The following is a 23,726-nucleotide window of genomic DNA, read 5'->3' as shown; positions in this document are numbered from 1 at the left end:
ATGTCAGCACGGGATACATTACGTAAAGAGTGGCGAAGCGAAGTCAGACAGACGATTGGGCAGGGACCGTTTCAAGCGAACTGGGATTCATTGCGATCTTATAGTGCGCCGATCTGGTATGAGCAGGCGCGATTTGGTATTTTTGTGCATTGGGGCGTATACGCTGTGCCTGCTTTTCAAACGGAATGGTATGCGCGTAATATGTATATACAAGGGTCAGCGGAATATGAGCATCATCGGCGCACCTATGGATCGCAAGATCAGTTTGGTTATAAAGACTTTATTCCGCGTTTTACGGCGGATCGTTTTGATGCGGACGAGTGGGCGGATTTGTTTAAACGTGCCGGAGCTGGATTTGTCGTGCCGGTGGCAGAACATCATGATGGGTTTGCGATGTATGATACGCCTTTTTCCGATTGGAATGCGGCTCAGATGGGCCCGAAGCGTGATGTGATCGGTGAGCTTGCTGATGCGGTGCGCAAACGGTATATGACGTTTGGCGTGTCGACGCATCGGGCAGAAAACTGGTGGTATTACAATGGCGGACGTGAATTTCCGAGCGATGTGCAAGATTATCGATATACCGATTTGTATGGTGCGGCGCAGCCATGCTTTGATGAGCGCAACAATCCGGTGGCGATGCTACCGCCAAACGATGAGTTTTTGGAAGATTGGTTGCTGCGTACATGTCATCTAATTGACCGGTATGGGCCGCAGTTGCTTTATTTTGACTGGTGGATTGAGCAACCGGAATTTAAGCCTTATTTACAGCGACTTGCTGCTTATTATTACAATAAGGCTGCCGAGTCTAATCGTCAGGTCGTTATTAATTATAAATTTGACGCGTTTGAAAAAGGGACGGCGGTGTATGATATAGAGCGAGGCGGGCTTGCTAGTATCCAGCCGCATGTATGGCAAACGTGCACATCGATCGGCAAAACCGCATGGTGTCATATTAGCAACCCGGATTACAAAACAGCGGCATTTCTAATCGGCGATCTGATTGATATTGTGAGCAAAAATGGCGTTATGCTGCTCAATGTCGGGCCGCGTGCCGATGGCACGATTGCGCAGGAGGAGCAACATATTTTGCTTGATATCGGTAAATGGCTGCATGTAAACGGCGAGGCGATCTATGGCACCAAACCGTGGAAAATACATGGTGAAGGACCGACTGAAGTCGTCGACGGCACATTTAATGATACACGGCGTACTGCCTATACTGGTGCGGATATTCGGTTTACGACGCGTAATGGTTATCTGTATGTGCTGTTGCTCGGTTGGCCGCAAGATGGAAATGCTGTAATCACCAGTTTGTCGATAACAGGTTGGTATGAAGGGCAGATCGCCAGTGTGCATATTTTGGGCGTGGATGAGCAACCGGTATGGCAACGTACGGAAGCTGGACTTGAAGTACCTTTGCCGCCGCAGCTTGCAGAGCAGCCAGCGATCGTTTTGAAAATTACGGCGCTGTAGTGTAGGGCAGACTAGCGCAGGTTTTTATAGTACAAGTCGCAGTCGATCAGGCTGCGGCTGTTGGTGCTGATCGTGTTGTTACGGATGGTGTGCTGCTAATTATGCTTTTATGTTGTTTATCGCGGTGGATCGGAATGAGTTGATGGCATATTTTACATATTAGGCGGTATGAATATGCCATATTTACGCTGCTTGCCTCAGTGGGTACAATAGAGCTTATGCTAGGCTAGCATTGACCATAATGAAGCAGGGGGCACATCTATACATGAGTAACATCACCGCATATCTCGATACACAACGCATCCACATCCAGCAGCGACTGGAATGGAAGCGCAAGCAGGCATCACAGCGTGAGCAAGAGCTGTTCGCTGTATTGGATCAGATGACAGAACCGGAGGAACGCGAACTGCTCGCCTATTTGTATGCATATATGCCGCTGCATGATTTGGCGGATTATGATGGTGACGTTTATGCCAAACATGTGCGCCATGTGTTGCAAACGCGCCAGCACATGCACTGGGGACAAACGATACCGGATGAGCTGTTCGTTCAATATGTATTGCCCTATCGTGTCAACAATGAAAATATCGATGATAGCCGCCAGGTGATTTATCATTTGCTGGTAGACCGTGTCCGTTCGTTATCGATGACAGATGCGATTATTGAAACCAATTACTGGTGTCATGAGCATGCGACTTATACAGGCACCGATATCCGGACGGTATCTGCGCTTACACTGCTGCGCACAGCACTAGGTCGCTGTGGCGAGCAATCGACATTGACGGTGACGGCATTGCGCAGCATCGGCATTCCGGCACGCCAATGTTACACGCCGCGCTGGGCACATTGTGATTCCAATCATGCCTGGGTGGAAGCATGGGCAGATGGCAAATGGCATTATCTCGGCGCGTGCGAGCCGGAAGCGGTACTGAATGAAGGCTGGTTCCGTTTACCTGCCAAACGCGCGATGCTAATTCATACCCGTGTGCCTGCCGACTATGACGGCGCGGAAGAAGTCTGCTCCTCTCATCCGTGGTATACGGAAATTAATCTGTTGACGAGTTATGCTGACACTAAACGTCTACACGTGCAAACGAATGATGAAAACGGGCAACCGATCGTGGCAGAAGTACAATTCCAACAATACAATGCAGCCGAGTTTCATCCGCTAGCAACGCTGCAAACGGATCAGAGCGGCAAAACAGCGCTCACTACCGGCTATGGCGATTTGCTGCTGCATGCTCGTACGCCAGACGGAGCCTATGGCGGCGCGAGCTTTGTATCGTCACGACAAACTTCGATGACGCTCACACTTAAGCGATTGGCTACAGCCGCTATAGTCGCACCGGAACAACTGGAAAAGCTAGACACAACAACACCATTATCGGATTCGCCAACACAACCGTACACGATGGATTGGATCGTGCAACCGCCCCCTGCCCCTACACCGGAACCTGGTCCTGCTGTGAGCGAAGCAGCACGTCATGTACAGGAACAACGTGTACAGGAAGGAACGGCAATGCGTACTGCATATGAGCAAACGTTTCTAACGGCTGAGGCGATTGTACAACTCGCTACACGCTGGCAATTGCCTGCCGAGCGACTGCTGACTGTATTGCAGACAGCGCGTGGCAATGGAGCCGAGCTATCTGCTTTTCTGGAGCAAACGAAGCCGGAGCAGCGGCTTCTTGCTTTACAATTGTTAGAGTCGTTACGCCCGAAAGATTGGCAAGATACGAATTGTCGCACATTGAATGATCATCTGCGTGGAGCTGTGCCGTATGTACAGCATGAACATACAGCGCAAACGGCGCTATCATTTCAACGTTATATACTCTGTCCGCGTGTACATGTGGAGATGATTGCGCCGTATCGGGAATATTTGTCCTCGCGCTGGGAAATGGCAGCGCAGCAGCAATTTCGCGCTGAGCCACAGCGACTTGCCGCACAATTGCAACAAGAAGTCACACTGCTAAACGATATCGATCGGTATAGTGGGATGGCAACACCAGTCGGTAGCCATCGTCTAGGTGTCGCTGATTCGTTAAGCCGTGCGATTTTGTTTGTCGCTGCTGCACGTACGCTCGGCATTGCCGCACGGCTTGAACCGCTTTATCTATTGCCGCAATATTGGCAGGAAGGTCGCTGGCAAGATGCCCATTTTACCGATGAACGATCCCGTCATTCAAACCGTGGCGTTGCCGAAGATGCCGCGAATGAGCTGCCATTACTTACCGAGACGGCTACTGAACAGGAGAATTTGCTCGGCATAGCACATGCAACGCCCGCTGTTGCGGGGGGAATGAATGAAGCTGGTGCGAGTAACAGAGGATATATTTGTGTGCAGTTGGAACAACCTGCTACCGGCATGCAGACGGCACCTGTTGCTTATTATCAGGATTTTACGCTGGCACTGCTGAACAATGGGCTGTATGAAACATTGCAATTTCCGTATGGGGATCAGATGATGACCGATCAGACGCATGAAGTGTTAGCAGGCAGTTATCGTTTGACGACAGGCACGAGATTGCGCGATGGAAGCGTGCTCGGACGATTTACATTTTTCCAAGTGCAGCCTGGACAGACGATTGAGATCAAGCTTCAACTGCGGCGGGCGGAGGAAGCGGTGCCGATTTTGGCGCAAACGTTGCCGACGGCTGTGCTGGCGAAAGTGTGGGGAGACGAAGCGCAGTATGATATCGCTGCGGCGGGTACAGAACTTAAGCCACTAGCTTATCCTACAGTTATCGCATGGCTGGAACCGGAACGCGAACCGACCAAGCATGTGCTGCGCGAGCTTGCCGAATTGCAGCAACTGTTTAGCGGGCGTTATGAGCCGATCGTATTGCTGCTGCAAAGCGCCGCTGAACAGGGGCTATTGGAGCATAATCTATTACCCGAGCAGTCTGTCATTCGCTTGGATGAGCGTCTACAGGCGTTACATGCGTTATCCGGTACGCTGGCACAGCAGCTTGCTGTGCTAGGCGAGCAGCGTCCGGTTGTGCTCGTGCTCGATAGGCAGGCACGTGTACGTTTTGCGGTGCAAGGTTATAAGCCGGGAACCGCTACTGATCTGCTGCAAGTGCTAGATCAGCTGATGCCGGACGAGGCGTAATCAGCGGATTCCAAATCAACCAAAACGAACGACAACAAAGCGGGAACCGTGTAACACGGTTCCCGCTTTGCTCATTTTATAAATGGAACTGAAGTGTGGAGCATTTACTGGACATTGATTTTATCCGTACTAACGATTGATTAACGCAATGTATAAGTAATCAACGCAATGCACAAGAGTTAGACGCTTGAGTGTTCGGCACATCGAGACCGCGTAAATCGCGGATTTTCACATTGTTGCTGTACGTCATGGAATCGCTGCGCAATTTAAATGAGGTAAAGTTCAGTTCAGCATCAAGTGACATCGAAGCTTCAAAATAAATCTCATGCTGCCGATCAATCAGAATCGGAACGGAGTTTGTATCGATCACTTCATCGTTAGCATCTTGACGGTCGACGATAAGCAGCACCGGAATACCGTCACAACCACAGCCTTCACCGGTATCATACAGCAGTTTGTACATGCCTGTTTGATCTTGCAACTGTGCTCTTAGTTTGCGGTCTGCCAATTCGGATACTTGGATTCTCATTGCACTCACCTGTCCTTTATCGATAATAGGTATACTTTGTATTAACCAATTTATACGGGCGCAAGAAACGAGAGTCGATCATTTGCTTGTCCAACATGAATTATTTTATCCCGCTTACGTCCATGTATATTGTCTATATAATGATTATAGCGCTAAATTAATTTGTATACAATATTAATTTGAATATCGTTCATCATTTTATATACAAAGGATGAATATGCTGTTGAAATAGGCAAACTAAAATAGACGAACTGAATATGACTTTGAAAAGGAACTATGCACAATGGACAGACAACTTGTAGCGTTTGCGCTTTGTAGACATATCATACTACGATAAATAAAACAGACATCATAATTAGACGCATGCTACAATATGCGTTAGACAACAGACACACCGATACCGATATGCTGTAGGAGTGGATCAGTTAGAAACATAAACATGGTGATCCAATCAGCAGCAATATTCGCCAGCGGTGAAGCTGGGGTGCAGAAGCGGTGGCAGGAGGAAAAGGGATATGGGATGGACACAAGACTATATTAAAGGGTATTTGCAAGGCATTGCCCAGCTGAATATGGGTGCACATTGCTCGCTTGATTATGATCTGGATGAGATTCCGGCTACAGGTACGTTGGTGGAAAGCGTTTGTGCATATATGCAACTTGCACCGACACAGGTGAGTCTTGATCGCTTGAGTGCATGGGAGCAGACGTTGTTGGAGCTGCTGCCACATTGGTTTTTTTACCGACGCTATGATGAACAAGCTCGCGCGGTCGACAGCAGTATGTTGTACGATGATCAAGAGCAGGCGAGCCGCCAGTTTATACATATATTAAAAGAATGGTTAAGCAGGGAAGGCAGCACAACGACCGCTTTTCGTGTGGATAGCCAACCGGATTCGTTTTACGAGTTGGAATGGGATGACTTTCTGTTTTTTACGAATGGGAAGCTGTACTTTTTGCATTTTGGACGGAGCGATTGACAGCATTGGCAGTAATTATGAGTATTGCAGGCTGGGATAGAGAACTTTTAAGGCGTACTTGGCGATAAAGCAGGTATGCCTGTTTGTATGTAGATAGGTGTGCACTCGTTTGAAAGCGGCGGATATGTGCAAGCCTACTCTTTTGTACAGCTATCACATGCTTAAATTAAATATAATTTGGCTAAAAGGCGAAAATGGTTATAGATTAGAGTTTGTAATGCTGCCTAATTGTCCAATATCGTTCTGCTGTCACATAGTTGACACGATTATAATGTATCGTTCAAAAGATTGTTGCTCATTATCGTTGTGACATTGTGAAAATTACGCTAAAATATATCACTGTGCGTGAGATATTTTCATTTGTTTTCATGTGGAAGGGAACGGATTGGTATATCAGCTATGTTTGTTTATAGCTTTTCGCGTTGCTGCGTCTTCGTGGCAAAGAATTATTTTATTATTAATTATGTAAAGGCACAATGGATCGGGGGTTTATATGTTGGAGCAAAAAGTACCTTTTTCATTTATCGTCGTGATCGGATTAATGCTATTTGCGCTCTTTTTTGGAGCGGGTAATCTGATTTTTCCGACATTGCTTGGGCAATCGTCAGGTACGAACTTTTGGGCGGCAAATATTGGCTTTCTTATTACCGGTGTCGGTTTGCCAACGCTTGGCGTGATTGCGCTTGGTGTATCTGGCAAACAGGATTTGCAGTCGCTGTCAAGCCGGGTGCATCCGGTATTTGGTGTCGTGTTTACGACGGTGCTTTATTTGGCGATTGGACCGCTGTTTGCAATTCCGCGCACGGGCAATGTATCGTTTGAAATTGGGGTGAAGCCATTTCTCGCTGACGGCTCGCATTTGCTAGTATCGATTATGTTTTCGGTCGTGTTTTTTGGGATCACTTGCTTTTTCTCGCTTAATCCGGCGCGTATCGTTGATCTGGTCGGTAAAGTGTTGACGCCGATCAAGCTGACTTTTATTAGTATTTTGATTATTGCGGGATTGTTGTATCCGATCGGTGCATTGCAGCCGCCTACAGCGAAGTATGCGAGCAATGCGCTATTCAAAGGTTTTCAGGAAGGTTATTTGACGATGGATGCGCTGGCATCATTTGTATTCGGCATTATCGTCATTCAGGCGATTCGTGCGCGTGGAGCAACGAGTCGCAAGCAGGTCATTACGGTGTCGATGAAAGCGGCAGGCATCGCGGCGCTTATATTGTCAGTGCTGTACGTATCACTGTCATACATTAGCGCATCCAGTGTAACCGCATTTGGTTATCTTGAAAATGGCGGGCAAATATTAGCGCGTATGTCGAGCTATTATTTTGGCACATTAGGCGGCGTATTTCTCGGGCTGATGATTACGATCGCTTGTTTGACGACAAGCATCGGTTTGATTACGTCATGTGCCAGTTATTTCCACAAGCTGCTGCCGCGCTTATCGTACAAAAAGCTCGTTGTTGGCATGTGTATATTCAGTGCGATTATCGCCAACATCGGTTTGAATGAGCTGATTCAGATTTCGGTGCCCGTCTTGAAAATTATTTACCCGCTTGCAATTGTGCTGATGATTCTTACATTTTGTCATCATTTGTTCAAAGGCAATCGGTTGGTTTATCAAGGCAGTATGCTGCTCGTATTTCTCGTTAGCATTCCGGATGGATTGCGCGAAACACCAATCCATCTGAACTGGCTAGATACATTTATGAGCGGTTATATTCCGATGTATACGATCGGGATGGGCTGGGTGTTGCCAGCGGTGATCGGTGCGCTTGGCGGGTATGTAATTAGTATGGCACGCCATCCGTCAGAGACTGCCGAGCAGCGTCGATGATGTTGGATGTCGAGCTAGGTTAGAATAACAAATTTTAAAAGACGGGTTCCGTTTGGAATTCGTCTTTTTGCTGTGTGAAGTGATGTGTAGCTAAACCATTTTATCGTTAGACGGTCAGACGATACCTATACGATGAATGAGAACGATACAGATTGAAGTGAGCTTTGCGATCGGGGAATATATTTTGCTAGCGGATACGATGTTGACACGGGTTTTGGAGGTGTTTATGCATTGGCTATTTATAGGCAAAATGGAACAAACGGAATAATGTATCGATCCATCTGCCGCAAATGGCTTCAAAGCGGGTAATACATATACAGCGCGATAGCTCTGAGCCTGCAAGCAGACTCAAATCCATCTATCCACGGAGGCAAATTATGGAACAGCGTAAATACGGCAATACAGATATGAAAGTAAGCATACTCGGCTTTGGCGGTTCTGAAATTGGCAGAGGTGTAGCGCAAGCAGATGTGAACGAGCTGCTGCATAGTGCACTGGATGCGGGCTTGAATGTGATCGATACGGCGGAATGTTATGGTGATAGCGAGGAACTGATCGGCAATGCGCTTGCCGACCGACGTGACGATTATTATTTGTTTACGAAATGCGGACATGCAGCCGGATTTGACGCTTCAGATTGGGATAAAACGATGCTAGAGCGAAGTATCGATCGCAGTCTGCGCCGTTTGCAAACCGATCATGTAGATGTCATCCATCTGCATAGCTGCTCGGAAGAAGTGCTGCGGCGCGGCGATGTGATCGAAGTGTTGCAACGTGCTAAACAGCAGGGCAAAACGCGTTATATCGGTTATAGCGGTGACAGTACAGATGCGCTGTATGCGATTGAGACAGGTGCATTCGATAGCCTGGAAACGTCGGTCAATATTGCCGATCAAGAAGCGATTTCGCTGACGCTACCTAAAGCACGTGAACGCGGTATGGGCATTGTGGCAAAACGTCCACTTGCGAATGCAGCATGGACCAAAGATGACGTCAAAGCGGACGATTACGAGTTCGTTTATTGGAACCGTTTACGCGATCTGAATTATCCGTTTCTAGAAGAACAGGATGTACAGACGAGCATTAAGCAGGCGTTACGTTTTACATTGAGCATTCCGGGTGTAGATACGATGATTGTCGGTACGACACGTCCAACGCGCTGGGCGGAAAATGCCGCTTTGCTTGAGGAAGGCGAGCTGTCCAAAGAGGAGTTTGACCGCATCCGTCAGCGCTGGTTCCAGATCGCTGAAGCGGGTTGGGTCGGACAGATATAAGCTGTTTGTAGGTTGATCTATTACTTATTGTGCACACAAGCCGCAGACGATCATTTGATTATCGTCTGCGGCTTGTGTATGTTACTAACCTTACAAACGCATTTACGCGCAAAAAAAGATTGCCAAAACATAATTCATATGTTAATTTATCACTGTAACCGGTTACACATTGAGGTGAACAATTAGTGACAACGATCAAAGATGTAGCAAAGTATGCCGGGGTATCGGTTGCGACCGTATCGCGTGTCATTAACGCAACAGGATATGTGCACGAAGATACACGCCGCAAAGTGGAACAGGCGGTGCGTGAGCTGAATTATACGCCTAATGAAGTGGCACGTTCATTGTATAAACGCAAGTCGCGTTTGATTGGACTGCTGTTGCCGGACATTACGAACCCGTATTTTCCACAGTTGGCACGTGGGGTAGAAGATCGGATGCAGGAAAGCGGGTTTCGCCTTATTTTCGGCAATAGCGACGAGAGTAAGGAGAAAGAGCAAGATTATATCCAAACCTTTATTCAAAACAATGTCGTCGGCTTGATTAGCTCAACGAATGACCCTGATAGTCAGGTGTATGCCGAGCTGAATTTGCCGGTTGTGTTTTTGGATCGGATTGCGAGTGATCGTCCGTCGGTGTATGCGGATGGGCGTGAAGGCGGACGGCTTGCTGCCGAAGCGCTTGTACAGCGTGGCAGTAAGCGGATTACGATTTTGCAAGGGCCGGAACATATTCGAACTGCACAGGATCGCTTTCGTGGAGCGGCGGAATGGTTGCAGGGGATGGGGATTCATTATGATATCGTGCGCACCGAATCGTTTGCATTTGTCGAGGCGGAAAAATGGGCGCATCAGCTATTTGATCGTCATCCCGACACCGATGGGGTGATCGCCAGTAACGATATTGTGGCGACCGCTGTGCTGCATGAAGCGCTTCGCCTCGGCAAAAAAGTACCAGATGACGTGCAAGTAGTCGGCTTTGACGATATTCCGCTTAGCAGTTTGCTGTCACCAGCGCTATCGACGATTCGGCAACCCGCTTATGATATGGGACGTGCGGCAGCCCAGCTACTGATCGATCTGGTGGAAGGCGCTCCGGTGATCAAGCATACGATCCAAATGCCGGTTGCTTTTGTAGAGCGGGAGACGACACACAAAGTTCCGTAAAATAACGATAGTTGCGTAGTTACCCATACAGCTGATCGGTACGGTACATAGAGTACATGAATATGACCGCATTAGCGAATGTTGGAATAGAAGCAATTATGAATTGAAATGTACAATGTCAGGATGCAGTCAGCACTTGTACCGACTCTGTGGCATAATAGAGTCGGTTACGTGTAGCTGTGCCGCATTAGGGAACTTTCGTTTAAGTTAACAAATGAATCGTGTTCAGGACATTTATACGTAAATACAATCGATCGCACGAGCGGGTAATGATCCTTCAGCCCAATGGCTAAACTAATGGTTGAATAAACAAATTCGCTGTCAGCGCCAAGTTTGGCGCAGTAGCATCGACACATAACAGATCGATAAAATGACATCATAAGGAGCTGTATATATGACAAATTCACAATCCAAGCAAGCGAAAGTTTGCGTCGTCGGCAGCTGTTCGATGGACCTTGTCGTTACATCGTCCCGACGTCCGGGTGCCGGGGAAACGGTAATGGGCGAAAGCTTTAAAACGGTTCCCGGTGGTAAAGGTGCGAATCAGGCGGTGGCGGCGTCACGACTTGGTGCTTATGTGACGATGATTGGACGGGTAGGCGATGATCATCTGGGCGAAGCGATTTTACACAATTTCAAAGAAAATCAAGTTCGTACCGAGTATGTGAAACCGGTTACAGATATGGAAAGTGGAACCGCTCATATTATACTTGCCGAAGGCGATAATAGCATTATCGTCGTGCCGGCAGCGAACAATGAAGTGACCCCGGCTTATGTGGAAGATGCTGCTGCCGCGATTCGCAATGCGGATATCGTGTTGATTCAACAGGAAATTCCTGCGGAAACGGTCGCTGTAGTGAGCCGCATCTGCGCGGATGCAGGCGTTCCGCTGTTACTGAATCCGGCACCAGCACGCACGGTGGATGCTGAGGTGTTACAATATGCTGCCTATATTACGCCTAATGAACATGAAGCAGCGGTAATTTTTGACGGTATGAGCTTACAGGAAGCGCTATGCAGCTATCCGAAGCGACTTTTGGTTACCGAAGGCAGCAATGGGGTTCGTTATTATGATGGTGAACAAGAATGTGTCGTGCCGACATTTAAAGTGGATGCAGTGGACACGACCGGAGCAGGGGATACATTTAATGCGGCACTTGCTGTCGCCCTTGCCGAAGGACAATCGCTTCAGGAAAGTTTGCGTTTTGCCAATCGTGCCGCTTCGCTGTCGGTAACTAAATTTGGTGCACAAGGTGGCATGCCAACACGAGCAGAAGTGGAGGCAGCGCTATTATGAGAAAGCATGGTATATTAAACAGCCATATTAGCAAAGTACTGGCAGACCTCGGGCATACCGACTATATCGTCATTGGCGATATCGGTTTGCCTGTGCCGGAAGGCGTACCCAAAATCGATTTGGCGCTAACATTGGGCGTACCGAGCTTCCAACAGGTCGTTGAAGCGATCGCTGCTGATATGGAAGTGGAAAAGGTGATCATCGCTACCGAGATGGCAACGCATAATGCGCCAGCATTTCACTATATGAACAGCCGCTTTGCGCAAGCAGAGCAACAGCAATGCAGTCATGAGCAGTTTAAGCAGCTCACACGCAGCGCTAAAGTGATCATTCGTACAGGGGAAGCGAAGCCGTATGCGAACTGTATTTTACAATCCGGTGTGTATTTTGGTTAATTATCATCTTGTAACAACAGATAGATGATCTTTCCAACATATACTCATACATGATATGCTGATCCATCGCATATAGCCTATACGTCGTTGTCTGCACATCAATGGACTTACATCAAAACGATCCGGTTTGTGTATAGTAACATGACAAAACGAACAAGGAGGAGCAAGGATGCACATTCAAATGCATAACATCCACAAAGCATTTGGCACGAATCAGGTGCTCAGCGGCGTTGATTTTGAGCTGCGAGACGGTGAAATTCATGCGCTAATGGGCGAAAATGGCGCTGGCAAATCGACGATGATGAATATTGTTGTCGGTCTGCATGAGCGTGATCAAGGCACGATTGTCATCGACGGCACTGAAACGTATTTTACTAATCCCAAACAGGCGGAGCAGGCAGGTATCGCTTTTATTCATCAGGAGCTGAACATATGGCCCGATATGACGGTGCTGGAAAATCTGTTTATCGGTAAGGAGCTCACTTCAGCGGCTGGTTGGCTGAATAGCCGCAAAATGAAAGCGTTAGCAAAAGAGCAGTTTGCACGTCTGTCCGTCAATTTACCGTTACAGCAAGAAGCTGGGCAATGCTCGGTCGGTCAGCAGCAGATGATCGAAATCGCCAAAGCGTTAATGACTAACGCCAAAGTGATCATTATGGACGAACCGACGGCAGCGCTAACCGAGCGTGAAATTCAGAAGCTGTTTGCCGTTATTCGTGCACTGAAAAAAGAAGGCGTGTCGATCGTCTACATTTCGCACCGGATGGAGGAAATTTTTGCGTTATGTGATCGCATTACGGTCATGCGTGATGGACGTACGGTCGATACGGCCGACATTGCGGCGACCAACTTTGATGAGGTTGTACGCAAAATGGTCGGACGCGACTTGACCGAGCGTTATCCGGCGCGCACAGCCCAACTAGGCGAAGTCGTACTGGAAGTAAAAGGTGCAAGCAAACAGGGGCAATTTAGCGATGTAAGCTTTACGGTGCGAGCGGGCGAGATCGTCGGCTTTTCCGGCTTGATGGGGGCGGGACGCACCGAGATTATGCGTGCGCTATTCGGACTGGAAGCGCTAGATCGCGGTGAGATTTGCATTCACGGCAAGCGAGTGCGCATTCGCCGCCCGGATGATGCGGTACGGCATGGGATCGGTTTTATTACCGAAGATCGTAAAAATGAAGGTTTGATTCTCGACTTTTCGATTCGCGATAATATGGCATTGCCGAATCTGTTTAGCTTCACGTCACACGGATTTATTTCCGACAAAAAAGAGCAGCAATTTGTCGATACGTTGATCAAGCGTTTGCAAGTCAAAACGCAATCAGTGGAAATGCCTGCGCGCAGTTTGTCCGGCGGTAATCAGCAAAAAGTCGTAATTGCCAAATGGATCGGCATCGGTCCCCGCCTGCTCATTCTGGACGAACCGACACGTGGCGTCGATGTGGGTGCAAAACGAGAAATTTACCAGTTGATGAATGAGCTGACCGAGCGCGGTGTAGCGATCATTATGGTATCGTCCGAGCTGCCGGAAATTTTGGGCATGAGCGACCGGATTATCGTTGTGCATGAAGGTAAGCTTAGCGGAGAACTACCACGGCAACAGGCGACACAGGAACAGATTATGACTTTAGCTACAGGAGGCCAATAATATGCAAACTGCATCACCAACGAAATCTGCCAGCCGTACCTTGTCCGAATTCACACAAAAGCTTGGTCCGCTGCTCGGATTTATTATGCTCGTTATGATCGTATCGATTTTGAATCCGGCATTTTTGGAACCGCTTAATATTTTGAATTTGCTGCGTCAGGTGGCGGTTAATGCGTTGATCGCCTTTGGGATGACATTTGTTATTTTAACCGGGGGGATCGATCTGTCGGTCGGTTCGATTTTGGCATTATCGAGCGCATTTATGGCGAATTTGATGTTGTCAGGTATGGACCCAGTGCTGGCAATTGTGATCGGCTGTCTTGCCGGTGGGGTGATGGGCATGGTCAACGGTCTAATGATCACTAAAGGCAAAATGGCACCGTTTATCGCTACACTAGCAACGATGACTATATTTCGCGGTTTAACGTTTGTCTATACCGGTGGTAATCCGATCACTGGACTGGGCGATAGTATGGCATTTCAATTGTTTGGACGCGGCTATTGCTTCGGTATTCCAGTGCCAGCGATTACGATGATGATCGCATTTGCGGTTTTGTGGGTCATTTTGCATAAAACGGCATTTGGACGCAAAACGTATGCAATCGGCGGCAATGAAAAAGCATCGATCGTATCTGGTATTAAAGTGACACGCATTAAAATATGGATTTATTCGCTCGCAGGCATGTTTGCCGCGCTCGCAGGTGCAATTTTGACATCGCGTTTGAACTCGGCACAGCCAACAGCGGGCACATCGTATGAGCTGGATGCAATCGCTGCGGTAGTGCTCGGCGGGACAAGCCTGTCCGGTGGACGTGGACGCATCGTTGGCACACTGATCGGTGCGCTGATCATCGCCACACTGAACAATGGCTTGAATTTGCTTGGCGTATCGTCCTTTTACCAGATGGTCGTTAAAGGTGTCGTGATCGTTATCGCTGTTTTGATCGACCGTAAGCGTTCGGCTTAGTCGTCATCAGTTCGTTATTTTTGTAATAAGATGAAGATGATTTTACAGAAAGAAGGGAATTGTATGAAAAAAATCAATGGGCTACTAGCGGTCATATTGACTGTGTTATTGCTGGCAGGCTGCTCGATGAAGCCGCCGGAATGGGCAAAACCGAAAAAAGCAACTACCGGAGAGATGACGATCGGGTTATCGATTTCGACGCTGAACAATCCATTTTTCGTATCGTTAAAAGATGGCGTAACTGCCGAAGCGCAAAAGCTGGGGATGAAAGTGATCGTCGTTGATGCGCAAAATGACTCTGCCAAACAGAACAATGATGTGGACGATCTGTTGCAACAAGGCGTCGATGCGCTGCTGATCAATCCGGCTGATTCCGCAGCGATCTCGTCGGCTGTGCAAGCGGCGAACAATTTGGACATTCCAGTCATTACGCTCGATCGCTCTGCCGATAAAGGCGAAGTGAAAACGCTCGTAGCATCTAACAATGTCAAAGGTGGACAGATGGCAGCCGAATATCTGGTGAAAATACTCGGCAAAGGCGCCAAAGTGATCGAGCTGCAAGGCGTACCAGGCGCATCAGCGACCCGTGAACGTGGCAAAGGCTTCCACGAAGTGGCAGATAGTGAGCTGGATGTGATCGCTAGCCAGTCAGCTGATTTTGACCGTACCGAAGGATTAAATGTGATGGAAAATTTGTTGCAAGCTTATCCGAATGTGCAGGGTGTATTTGCGCAAAATGATGAAATGGCACTTGGTGCAATTGAAGCGATTGCAAGTGCAGGTAAAAATATTCCAGTCATTGGCTTTGACGGAAGCAAAGATGCGATTAATTCGATCAAACAGGGTCAGTTGACCGCTACCGTTGCCCAACAGCCGAAGCTAATCGGTCAAATGGCAGTGGAGGCTGCACGTGATGTACTACAAGGCAAAAAGGTTGCATCGTTCATTCCGGCACCGCTTAATTTAATAACAAAAGAAAATGTCAAATAAGCAGCACAAGCTATTCCGGTCAAACGGTATTGTCGCTTTTCATATTTCAATTGCTCGTATAGTTGGATAGTTCTCACCTATTCGTTGCTATCGTATGCTTATTGCGCCCGATGATTCGGGCGCTTTTTGCATGAATATATCAACTGTAATAACTCTGCATGAATCGAATAAGGTGCACATAAACGATCCGGATGAGCAAGCCAATTATATTGTCAACTGTATGCCGCCAATCAACTGATCGATCGGAAGCTTTAACTGTCATGCCCCTGTTCACGGCGATATTGGGAAGGGGAGCGTTGAAAATATCGTTTAAATGAATGACTAAACCGCTCTGGCGTAGTGAACCCGATTGCACTCGCAATATCACGAATCGTTTGCTCTGTCGTCGCCAGCAACTGTGCGGCAGCTTCCATGCGAGCCTGTAGCTTTTTGGCGGTGAAGGATATGCCGTACTGTTTGTACACCGTTCGTTCGGTTTGCCTTGTGCTTAAGCCGATCCGGTCGGCAAGCTGTTTGAGTGTAATGGAATGATATTCATACAAAAAGCTGTTTTCGATCGTGACGAGTCTGCTGTCGTCCAATGTTTTGACCGGGATCGGGGCGGATGTCAGACGATCTTCATGATATTGCCGAATCGTACGCGTAATGATCAACTCCAATAGATTCGTTATCATCGCATGAAAGCCAATTTGCCGTAGCCCAGCCTCACGAGCAAGCAGTTCGAATAAAAGCAGCATATTTTCCCGCTCCACACCGATCCAAAATGGATAGTTAACTAGCCATTGAGACAACCGTTCGCCTTTGCTGCCATCACGTTCATAAAGCGAAGCTTGACCGGATATGATTTCAAAAAAGATACAATATTCCGCCATCGGATCGGCAGGATCAGGAATTTGCTCATGCTCTACTTCCGGCCCGGTCATAAACAGCGTACCCGGTGTTAGCGTATACTGTATGCCATTAGCAATCAAAATGCCTTTGCCGCTTGGAATATAATGCAGCTCGTAACTGCCCTGGCTATGGCTATGCTTAGGCATTGATTGATAAAAATAACCGAATTTTACATACAATACATTCAACACAAGTTCATCTAACTTTAGCTTCATATCGATATCGTCAAGCTGCAGCGGGGGCAAGTTTAGCATCCATTCTCCTCTGTCATGATGCGACATAATGATCTCATTCGAGTCAGCTTCTGTCATATCGTCTATGGCTGCTCACCTTTATAATTATAAGCAATCCGCATCGATTAGGAAAAGAGGACAATGCGATGAATAATTGGACAATACCGCTATATCACCAAGGAAATCATGCGTTTCATTATACCGAGATCGGCATCCATGAACCGGCTGCTGCCTGGCGAGATGGCATGGTGAGTGGAAATGGAACGAACGGGTACATTACATCCGGCTCGCCTTACTATGACAGCTTTATTTTTCAGCATATGTGGTTTAATTTCCCGTCCGCAGACCCGCGGCATATTCCGACAGAACTGACCGCGCAATTGCAAGAAGCAAGACAAAATGTATGGCAGCACAATGATGGATGGACGATCAAACACGCCAATGGTGAACGCCGCAACAGAACATTTTATTACAGCTATCATCCGGGTCACCAGCTTCGTCTAAGCATTGTCAACAGCGGAGCTGTTTCGGATTATGTACGCTGGACGAATTATGAGACAGCCGAGACCGGTGTCCGTTATCGTAATGAACAAGGAGTATGGATGCGAACTTCTTTTACATCCCGGCGGGATAATGTTTCGATTACCCGTTTGCAACATTCCGATCAAGGCAGCCCATTAAATATGACATTGTATATCGATGATATCGCGCATATGAGTGGAGCGCAGGGTGGAATGTCCGACGTGCATGCGCTGCAATACAAAAAAATAGTCGATGCTGAAACTCGATATATCGCGCAAATTGCACATTATCCGTCCTATCCAGGCAGTGAACTGCGTGATGGAGGTTATGCAGGCGTGACACAGGTCGTAGTCGTAAACGGCACCAAGCGAGCGATCATACTGCCAGATTCCGGTGAGACGATGAATGTAGGACAGCCAGCAAACCCTGCTATTGAAATTAACAATGTAGATGCTATATATCTTATTACGGCATCGGCACGTACGCATACGCTGGGCACGATTGCACATTTTGCCGCATGTTCGCATTATGAACTGATCGATCATTTATTCAAGCAGACAGATCAAGTCGTGCAGCAATATAAAACGGCAGACGGTTCGTTCGATTATGAAGCAGCGCTCGCCACTCATAGCGCATGGCAGCGAGCTGAATTTAATGCCGTACAGTTGTCACTAGCTGAAGATAAGCCTGACAAACAGATGGATAATCTAACATTGATTGAATTGCAGAAAGCTGCGCTGAGCCGCATCGAGCCTGCTTTTTTGGAGCAGGTTTACAATCAAGGGCGTTATGCGATGATCTGTTGCAGCGGAGCGAGTGCTCCCCGTTTGTATGGCATGTGGACAGGGGAATGGAATCCGGGCTGGCGAGGCATATACACACTTGATGCGAATGTGAATTTACAAGTAGCAGCGATGAATACCGGACAGCTAACCGCAGCACAGCGCGGGTATATTTGCTTTTTTCTACGTAATGCACCGGATTTTCAGCGGAACGCTGAGATGGCATACGGTATGCACGATGCGATTCAAGTGAGTGTTAACTCCGACGGCGATCGGGCGATGCATGTGGAATATGATAATGACTATCCGTTCCAATATTGGAATGCGGGGGCAAGCTGGTGTTTGTTGCCTATGTTTGAATACTGGCAATGTTTTGGCGATATGGAGCTGCCGATCGTGGACGAGATGAATATCGATCGTCTGCAATCGCTGTTATCGCCAGACAATAATGGTCTGTCTGATGAGGAATTTCATATGTTAAAGGAGCATGGTTCATTAAAACTGCTCCAGCATATTTTGGTGCCACTGCTCACTAAGCAAGCTAATTTCTGGCAACAGATTTGTACACCGGAATACTTTACGAATAAAAATGGGCAAGTATGTTATGAACCGGGCAAAACAAGCTTACAGCCTGGTGAACATTATGTTATTTTGCCTGCGTATTCGCCTGAAAATTACCCGATCGGATACAACAGTACGATTACCGCCAATGTCACGATGGATATTGCAGCAGCACGCGACGGCTTACAGATGATCATACAGGCGGAAACAGCACTGAAACGTCCAGGTTATGAACAGGCTATAGCAAAATGGCAACAATTGCTCGTCCAGCTACCAGTCTATACGTATGATACAGACGGTGCATTATGCGAATGGGCGATGCCCAATTATCTCGAAAATAACAATCATCGTCATCTTAGCCATCTATATGCCGCATGGCCTGCTTATGACACACAGACCGATCCCGAACTTGCCACAGCTGCCACGATCGCACTGCAAAACCGTGACCGCTTTAACACCGCAGACGCTACAGCAGGGCATGGCTGGATGCATAAAGCACTTGTACATGCACGGCTAAAAAATGGCGCAGGCGTCCAGCAAGCTTTACTGCCGATGATGACTGGCGACGGTTATTACACTTCACTAATGACCGATCACGATACGAATCGCCGCAATCATTGTTATTGTACAGACACCGCTTTTGGTGTGGTGGCGGCAATTCATGAAGCATTGCTCTATTCCAATACAGGCGAGATTGAAGTACTGCCAGCTCTTATTCCCGATTGGACATCAGGCAGCATTAACGGACTGATGGCACGTTCGCAAATAAGAGTGAATGAATTAGTATGGAATATCGACTCCGGTTTCATTCAGGTGCGTTTATATGCGCTCCTTGCTGAAAATACACTTAAACTGAGCGCAGGCATACCGTGGCTAACCGCTTCGATTGATGGCGTAGATGTGCCTGTACAAAACAGCGGGATGAGAAAGTATATAAGTGTGCAATTGCAGGCGGAGCGTGAAGTGAACGTTATTTTCAAGTGCAGTTGATCGTTGTCGAGGTAGTGAAGATTATATTACCGCCTAAGCAGATGGATGTGTTTTATGTTTAGGCATACATAACCTACAAACAGGGTAATAGCTTATAAACGCAATGTTAATCGTGTCAGACTGCGCCGAAATGACAGAGCACTCGCTTTGGCTGGATACGATCGAACCTGTATCCAAACTAGGGCGTGTCTGCAAACGGCTTCGCAGGCAGTTCGCTGCGTTTTTTTTATTAGATTACGCTTGTATACGCAGCTTAACTCACTTAAAACGCGACCCACTTGAATAATAAAATGACCACGCGGAAGGTTTGAAGACACTGCCTAGTAGGATGTCTCAAATGAAAATTGTGTTTGAACGTACCTTAACCGATTCATCATCAAGCAATGGTTAGATCGACAAACTGTAAATGTATTTGAGACAATCTACTAGTAGGCTGACCAGCTTAAATTCGGTGTCTGATTGACTACGTCTTATGAAAGAAACACTGGAATTGTAGCCTCAGAACATCGCTGCTCTGCAATATCAAACTACTTATTTAATGCGGTCAGCCTACTAGTAAATAAGCGAACTAACCGTGCGTGCATAGGTGCAGGCAGCACACTGGATAACGCCCTTTGACACGGAAGCGAATGATGATATCCAACACCGTTTTAACGCTGTCCACTAGCGCTTACAAGTCAGCCGCCGGCGCATAGCTTGTACAATCGTTCGGACAAACGGCGTTAAAGTTTGTAATCCTATCTGTCTATACCGATCCAGAGGTGAACGTATAAGCTGGCAACAAGAACGGAACGGATATGACTGTTACAGCCAGGACAAGGCAGATCGCTGGGTGTACAGCATCTGTAATAGTTGTTCTGCCGGATATAGCTGTTATATTGCCGTCAACGATGATAAAATTGTAACATCACTTGTGTAACGTGACCTTGTACTGGAAGATAGGAACAAACTCGATGGTGTCGTTACCGAATCGCTAACAGGTACGCAAGGCGCTCGAAAATGTGGTTGTCGTCGTGCAATACCCGTTTTAACCGCAACGGCTACCGTTTGTAAGGAGAAGTGTCTGTTGAATAATAAAGGAGATAGAAAATTATGTTTATGATTTTATTGCTTAGCTGCATCATTATCGTGTTGATTGCACTTGGCAAAAAACTGCCTGCCGCCCCTACCGCAGCAGGCAGCATGGTCATGGCGCTGGGCATTTTTATGCAAGGAAGCTGGGTTTATTTATCCGGTCAGCCTCCATATAGCGTCGCCTCGCGCGTGCTGATGATTGGCATCGTGCTCGCATGGTTGTATTTGCTTGCCAGTTATTTACCTTCCATTCGTCGCTCCACTTTTTACCGGGATCATATTGCTAATCCGGTGCAGCGCTTTGCGGTCGGAACGTGGGTAGCAGGCACATCGACCGTGCTTATTAATTTGTATGCCAGCTTTAATTCGGACTGGCTAAATGAAACCGTTCATATTATGGCGACCCTTAATATTGGACTATGGTTATTTTATATGTGTCTGGCTGTCATCGGCTGGTATGGATTAGCAACCGATGCACAAGCGCCACGCATTGACGGTACGATTTTGCTGCCAGCGGTCGCTACGCAATCGATCGTATTGCTCTGTCATGAGGTGTTTGCGCTATCGGTTAATGTATGGTTTACGCGCAGCTTTATTATGTTAGGGTTATTATGTTATGTCGTCGGGATCATCATTATGATTCAGCGCAGAGGTCGTTCCTCCGCATGGGGAATGGAGACATGGAAAGCGACGAATTGCATCGTATACGGAGCGCTGGCGATCAGCGGGGCGGCGATTAGCTTAACTGGGGCATGGAGTGAAAGTGTTGCGTATGCGTTATGGTGGGCTGCATTGATGCTATTAATCGGTATCGAAAGTATCGAAGCAATTTACGGAGCAAAACGTATGCGCCAGCACGGTTGGCGCAGCGGTGTAGGGCGTTATCATACAGCGCAGTGGACACGATTGTTTACGCTAGGGATGTTTTATTTTCTTACATTGCATACAGCTCAGGCTGCGGCGGCGATGCCGTTTACCCAGTTATTGCACCGTCTTGTTTTAAATATAGGAGCATGGGTCATTGCGATATTGCTAGTGATCGAACTTATGCTATGGATTCATAAATCGGTTATGCAGCGTATCGTTCCGATTACAGGCGCAGACGAGCGCAATCGAGAACATAGAGACGATGACGATCATCATAATCGCGATGTTACTCATTCCAGTGATACCAATGTGCCATTTACTACTAATGAACGGCATAGCTTGCACAAATGATACAATGGATGGCGTATAAGGCAAACGATACGAATACGAATCAGATGATGCCAACACGCACGAAATGATATTAGATACGCAGCGAATGATATCAAATCACCCGCTCACCTAACGATAACAGGCGACAGTACCGGATATACCGGAGCTGTCGCCTGTTTCGGATGGTTGATGAAATAAATGAATACAGACAGCGAACGATGTACGATTACAGCTGTTCGCCGTTCGAAGCGATCACCTTTTTGTACCAGTGAAACGAATCCTTTTTCGAACGAGCGAGTGTACCGTTGCCATCATCGTCTTGGTCGACATAAATAAAGCCATATCGCTTTGACATTTCAGATGTGGACATACTCACCAGATCGATTGGACCCCATGCAGTGTAGCCCATCAGATCAACTCCGTCACGAACCGCTTCTTTCATCTGCTCGATATGTTTGCGCAAATATTCGATGCGATACGGATCATGAATCGAGCCATCCGCTTCCACTTTATCATATGCGCCCAGACCATTTTCCACGATAAACAGCGGTTTCTGGTAACGATCATACAGCGTATTTAATGTGACACGCAAACCGATCGGATCGATTTGCCAGCCCCAATCGGACGATTCCAAATACGGGTTCACGACACTGCCAGCGACAAGATTGCCGACCCCTGCTTCACCTGTCGGAGTTTCAGCAACGGTAATCGTCATATAGTAGCTAAACGAAATGTAATCAACAGTATACTGTTTCAGCAGCTCATCGTCACCTGCTTCTTTATGCAGCACGATGTTGTTTTCTGCAAAATAACGCTCCATAAATTTCGGATATTCGCCGCGTGCATGCACATCGGTAAAAAACAGATTCATCTGGTTGGACAGCTGTGCTTTGCGAATATCTTCCGGATTACAGCTATTCGGATACGTTTCCATCCGTGCCAACATACAGCCTATTTGCGCATCTGGAATAATTTCATGACAGAGCTTCGTAGCAATAGAGCTAGCAACAAACTGATGGTGCAGCGCCTGGTACATGCCTTGCAGCTTATTGTCCAGACGGTCAACCACAACGCCGCCACCAGTGAAGGCGCTAATCGTAATGACGTTAATTTCGTTAAAAGTGAGCCAGTATTTGACTTTATGTTTATAACGTTTGAATACCGTTTCCGCATAACGGGCAAAATGTCCAACGACTTCACGGTCGACCCAGCCATTGTACTTTTGTGTCAAACCGAGCGGTGTTTCGTAGTGAGACAGCGTTACGAGCGGCTGAATACCATGCTTGAGCAGCTCATCAAACACATTGTCATAAAATTGCAAGCCTGCTTCGTTCGGCTGCTCATCATAACCGTTCGGGAAAATGCGTGACCAGTGGATCGACAACCGGAACACTTTAAAGCCAAGCTCAGCGAACAGAGCGATATCTTCTTTATAACGATGATAAAAATCAATCCCATCACGCTTCGGAAAACGTGCCTCGAACTCGCCGCTCAAAATGCTTTCGATCCGTTCAGATGTAATTTCCATCGCATGCGAAAGCTCTTGGCTACGTTCAGCTTTGGGGATGTAAGCGATCATGTCCGCGCTGGACAAGCCTTTGCCGCCTTCGTTGTAACCGCCTTCCAGCTGGTTCGCTGCCGTAGCGCCGCCCCAGAGAAAGTTTGTCGGAAATCCTGTTGGTGCCATCTGCATAACCTCTTTCTGTGTAAGATGGATAAAGGAATGACCGATGAAACGAAAAAAAACCTAAACCGGAACAAAAGCAGCATCGATATGCCGGTTTTGTTGCCAATTTAGG

The 23,726-nt window shown here is 47.4% G+C and carries 17 protein-coding genes; 14 read left to right on the top strand and 3 right to left on the bottom strand.

The genetic code is table 11. The features are described from left to right. Nucleotides 1-1,476: an alpha-L-fucosidase gene (locus U1I11_RS11000; protein ID WP_322906151.1), complete on the top strand. Its 1,476-nt coding sequence runs from the start codon at nucleotides 1-3 to the stop codon at nucleotides 1,474-1,476. A gap of 265 nt (nucleotides 1,477-1,741) precedes the next feature. Next, nucleotides 1,742-4,591, top strand: coding sequence for a transglutaminase-like domain-containing protein (locus U1I11_RS10995; RefSeq protein ID WP_322906150.1), 2,850 nt, complete (start codon nucleotides 1,742-1,744; stop codon nucleotides 4,589-4,591). A gap of 160 nt (nucleotides 4,592-4,751) precedes the next feature. On the opposite strand, the gene U1I11_RS10990 is transcribed toward U1I11_RS10995, so the two are convergent. After that, entirely contained in the window at nucleotides 4,752-5,120 is a 369-nt protein-coding gene (locus tag U1I11_RS10990; protein WP_322906149.1) for an iron-sulfur cluster biosynthesis family protein, read from the bottom strand. 515 nt (nucleotides 5,121-5,635) lie between these two features. On the opposite strand from U1I11_RS10990, the gene U1I11_RS10985 reads away from it, so the two are divergent. The 10 genes from U1I11_RS10985 to rbsB all read left to right on the top strand — a co-directional run bounded on the left by U1I11_RS10985 (nucleotide 5,636) and on the right by rbsB (nucleotide 15,677). Continuing rightward, entirely contained in the window at nucleotides 5,636-6,100 is a 465-nt protein-coding gene (locus tag U1I11_RS10985) for a hypothetical protein (RefSeq protein ID WP_322906148.1), read from the top strand. A 496-nt stretch (nucleotides 6,101-6,596) separates the two neighbouring features. Then, complete coding sequence (gene brnQ / locus U1I11_RS10980) at nucleotides 6,597-7,937, top strand: branched-chain amino acid transport system II carrier protein (RefSeq protein ID WP_322906205.1); 1,341 nt, start codon at nucleotides 6,597-6,599, stop codon at nucleotides 7,935-7,937. A gap of 136 nt (nucleotides 7,938-8,073) precedes the next feature. Then, on the top strand, nucleotides 8,074-8,205 hold the full coding sequence (locus tag U1I11_RS10975; RefSeq protein WP_322906147.1) for a hypothetical protein: 132 nt from the start codon (nucleotides 8,074-8,076) through the stop codon (nucleotides 8,203-8,205). 109 nt (nucleotides 8,206-8,314) lie between these two features. After that, on the top strand, nucleotides 8,315-9,211 hold the full coding sequence (locus U1I11_RS10970; RefSeq protein WP_322906146.1) for an aldo/keto reductase: 897 nt from the start codon (nucleotides 8,315-8,317) through the stop codon (nucleotides 9,209-9,211). 185 nt (nucleotides 9,212-9,396) lie between these two features. After that, nucleotides 9,397-10,377, top strand: coding sequence for a LacI family DNA-binding transcriptional regulator (locus tag U1I11_RS10965; protein WP_322906145.1), 981 nt, complete (start codon nucleotides 9,397-9,399; stop codon nucleotides 10,375-10,377). A 394-nt stretch (nucleotides 10,378-10,771) separates the two neighbouring features. After that, nucleotides 10,772-11,674, top strand: a complete 903-nt coding sequence (gene rbsK, locus U1I11_RS10960; RefSeq protein WP_322906144.1) for a ribokinase — start codon at nucleotides 10,772-10,774, stop codon at nucleotides 11,672-11,674. Beyond that, the gene (gene rbsD, locus U1I11_RS10955) at nucleotides 11,671-12,069 is read left to right on the top strand and encodes a D-ribose pyranase (protein WP_322906143.1); all 399 of its coding nucleotides are present in this window, start codon (nucleotides 11,671-11,673) and stop codon (nucleotides 12,067-12,069) included. The genes rbsK and rbsD overlap by 4 nt, the downstream gene beginning before the upstream one ends. Before the next feature lie 169 nt (nucleotides 12,070-12,238). Then, complete coding sequence (locus U1I11_RS10950) at nucleotides 12,239-13,720, top strand: sugar ABC transporter ATP-binding protein (protein WP_322906142.1); 1,482 nt, start codon at nucleotides 12,239-12,241, stop codon at nucleotides 13,718-13,720. Between the two features lies 1 nt (nucleotide 13,721). Next, nucleotides 13,722-14,687: a ribose ABC transporter permease RbsC gene (gene rbsC, locus U1I11_RS10945; RefSeq protein ID WP_322906141.1), complete on the top strand. Its 966-nt coding sequence runs from the start codon at nucleotides 13,722-13,724 to the stop codon at nucleotides 14,685-14,687. Nucleotides 14,688-14,750: 63 nt separating this feature from the next. Next, complete coding sequence (gene rbsB / locus U1I11_RS10940) at nucleotides 14,751-15,677, top strand: ribose ABC transporter substrate-binding protein RbsB (protein ID WP_322906140.1); 927 nt, start codon at nucleotides 14,751-14,753, stop codon at nucleotides 15,675-15,677. 251 nt (nucleotides 15,678-15,928) lie between these two features. Here rbsB and U1I11_RS10935 read toward each other — a convergent pair whose 3' ends face one another. Further along, a complete protein-coding gene (locus tag U1I11_RS10935) occupies nucleotides 15,929-16,879 on the bottom strand; it encodes an AraC family transcriptional regulator (protein WP_322906139.1) in 951 nt (316 codons plus the stop codon). A gap of 68 nt (nucleotides 16,880-16,947) precedes the next feature. Here U1I11_RS10935 and U1I11_RS10930 point away from each other — a divergent pair, with 68 nt between their 5' ends. Both U1I11_RS10930 and U1I11_RS10925 read left to right on the top strand, forming a co-directional pair. Next, complete coding sequence (locus U1I11_RS10930; protein WP_322906138.1) at nucleotides 16,948-19,656, top strand: glycosyl hydrolase family 95 catalytic domain-containing protein; 2,709 nt, start codon at nucleotides 16,948-16,950, stop codon at nucleotides 19,654-19,656. Between the two features lie 1,092 nt (nucleotides 19,657-20,748). Then, nucleotides 20,749-21,948 carry a TDT family transporter gene (locus U1I11_RS10925; RefSeq protein ID WP_322906137.1) on the top strand — a complete coding sequence of 400 codons (1,200 nt, stop codon included), beginning with the start codon at nucleotides 20,749-20,751 and terminating at the stop codon, nucleotides 21,946-21,948. A 205-nt stretch (nucleotides 21,949-22,153) separates the two neighbouring features. Here U1I11_RS10925 and U1I11_RS10920 read toward each other — a convergent pair whose 3' ends face one another. Beyond that, complete coding sequence (locus tag U1I11_RS10920; protein ID WP_416235614.1) at nucleotides 22,154-23,620, bottom strand: glycoside hydrolase family 1 protein; 1,467 nt, start codon at nucleotides 23,618-23,620, stop codon at nucleotides 22,154-22,156. Nucleotides 23,621-23,726: the final 106 nt, after the last annotated feature.

Origin of the sequence: Paenibacillus campi, assembly GCF_034659835.1 — a bacterium.
Classification (GTDB): domain Bacteria; phylum Bacillota; class Bacilli; order Paenibacillales; family Paenibacillaceae; genus Saccharibacillus; species Saccharibacillus campi.
The sequence above is the reverse complement of the archived record's forward strand: the minus strand, read 5'-3'. Positions and strand labels throughout refer to the sequence as shown.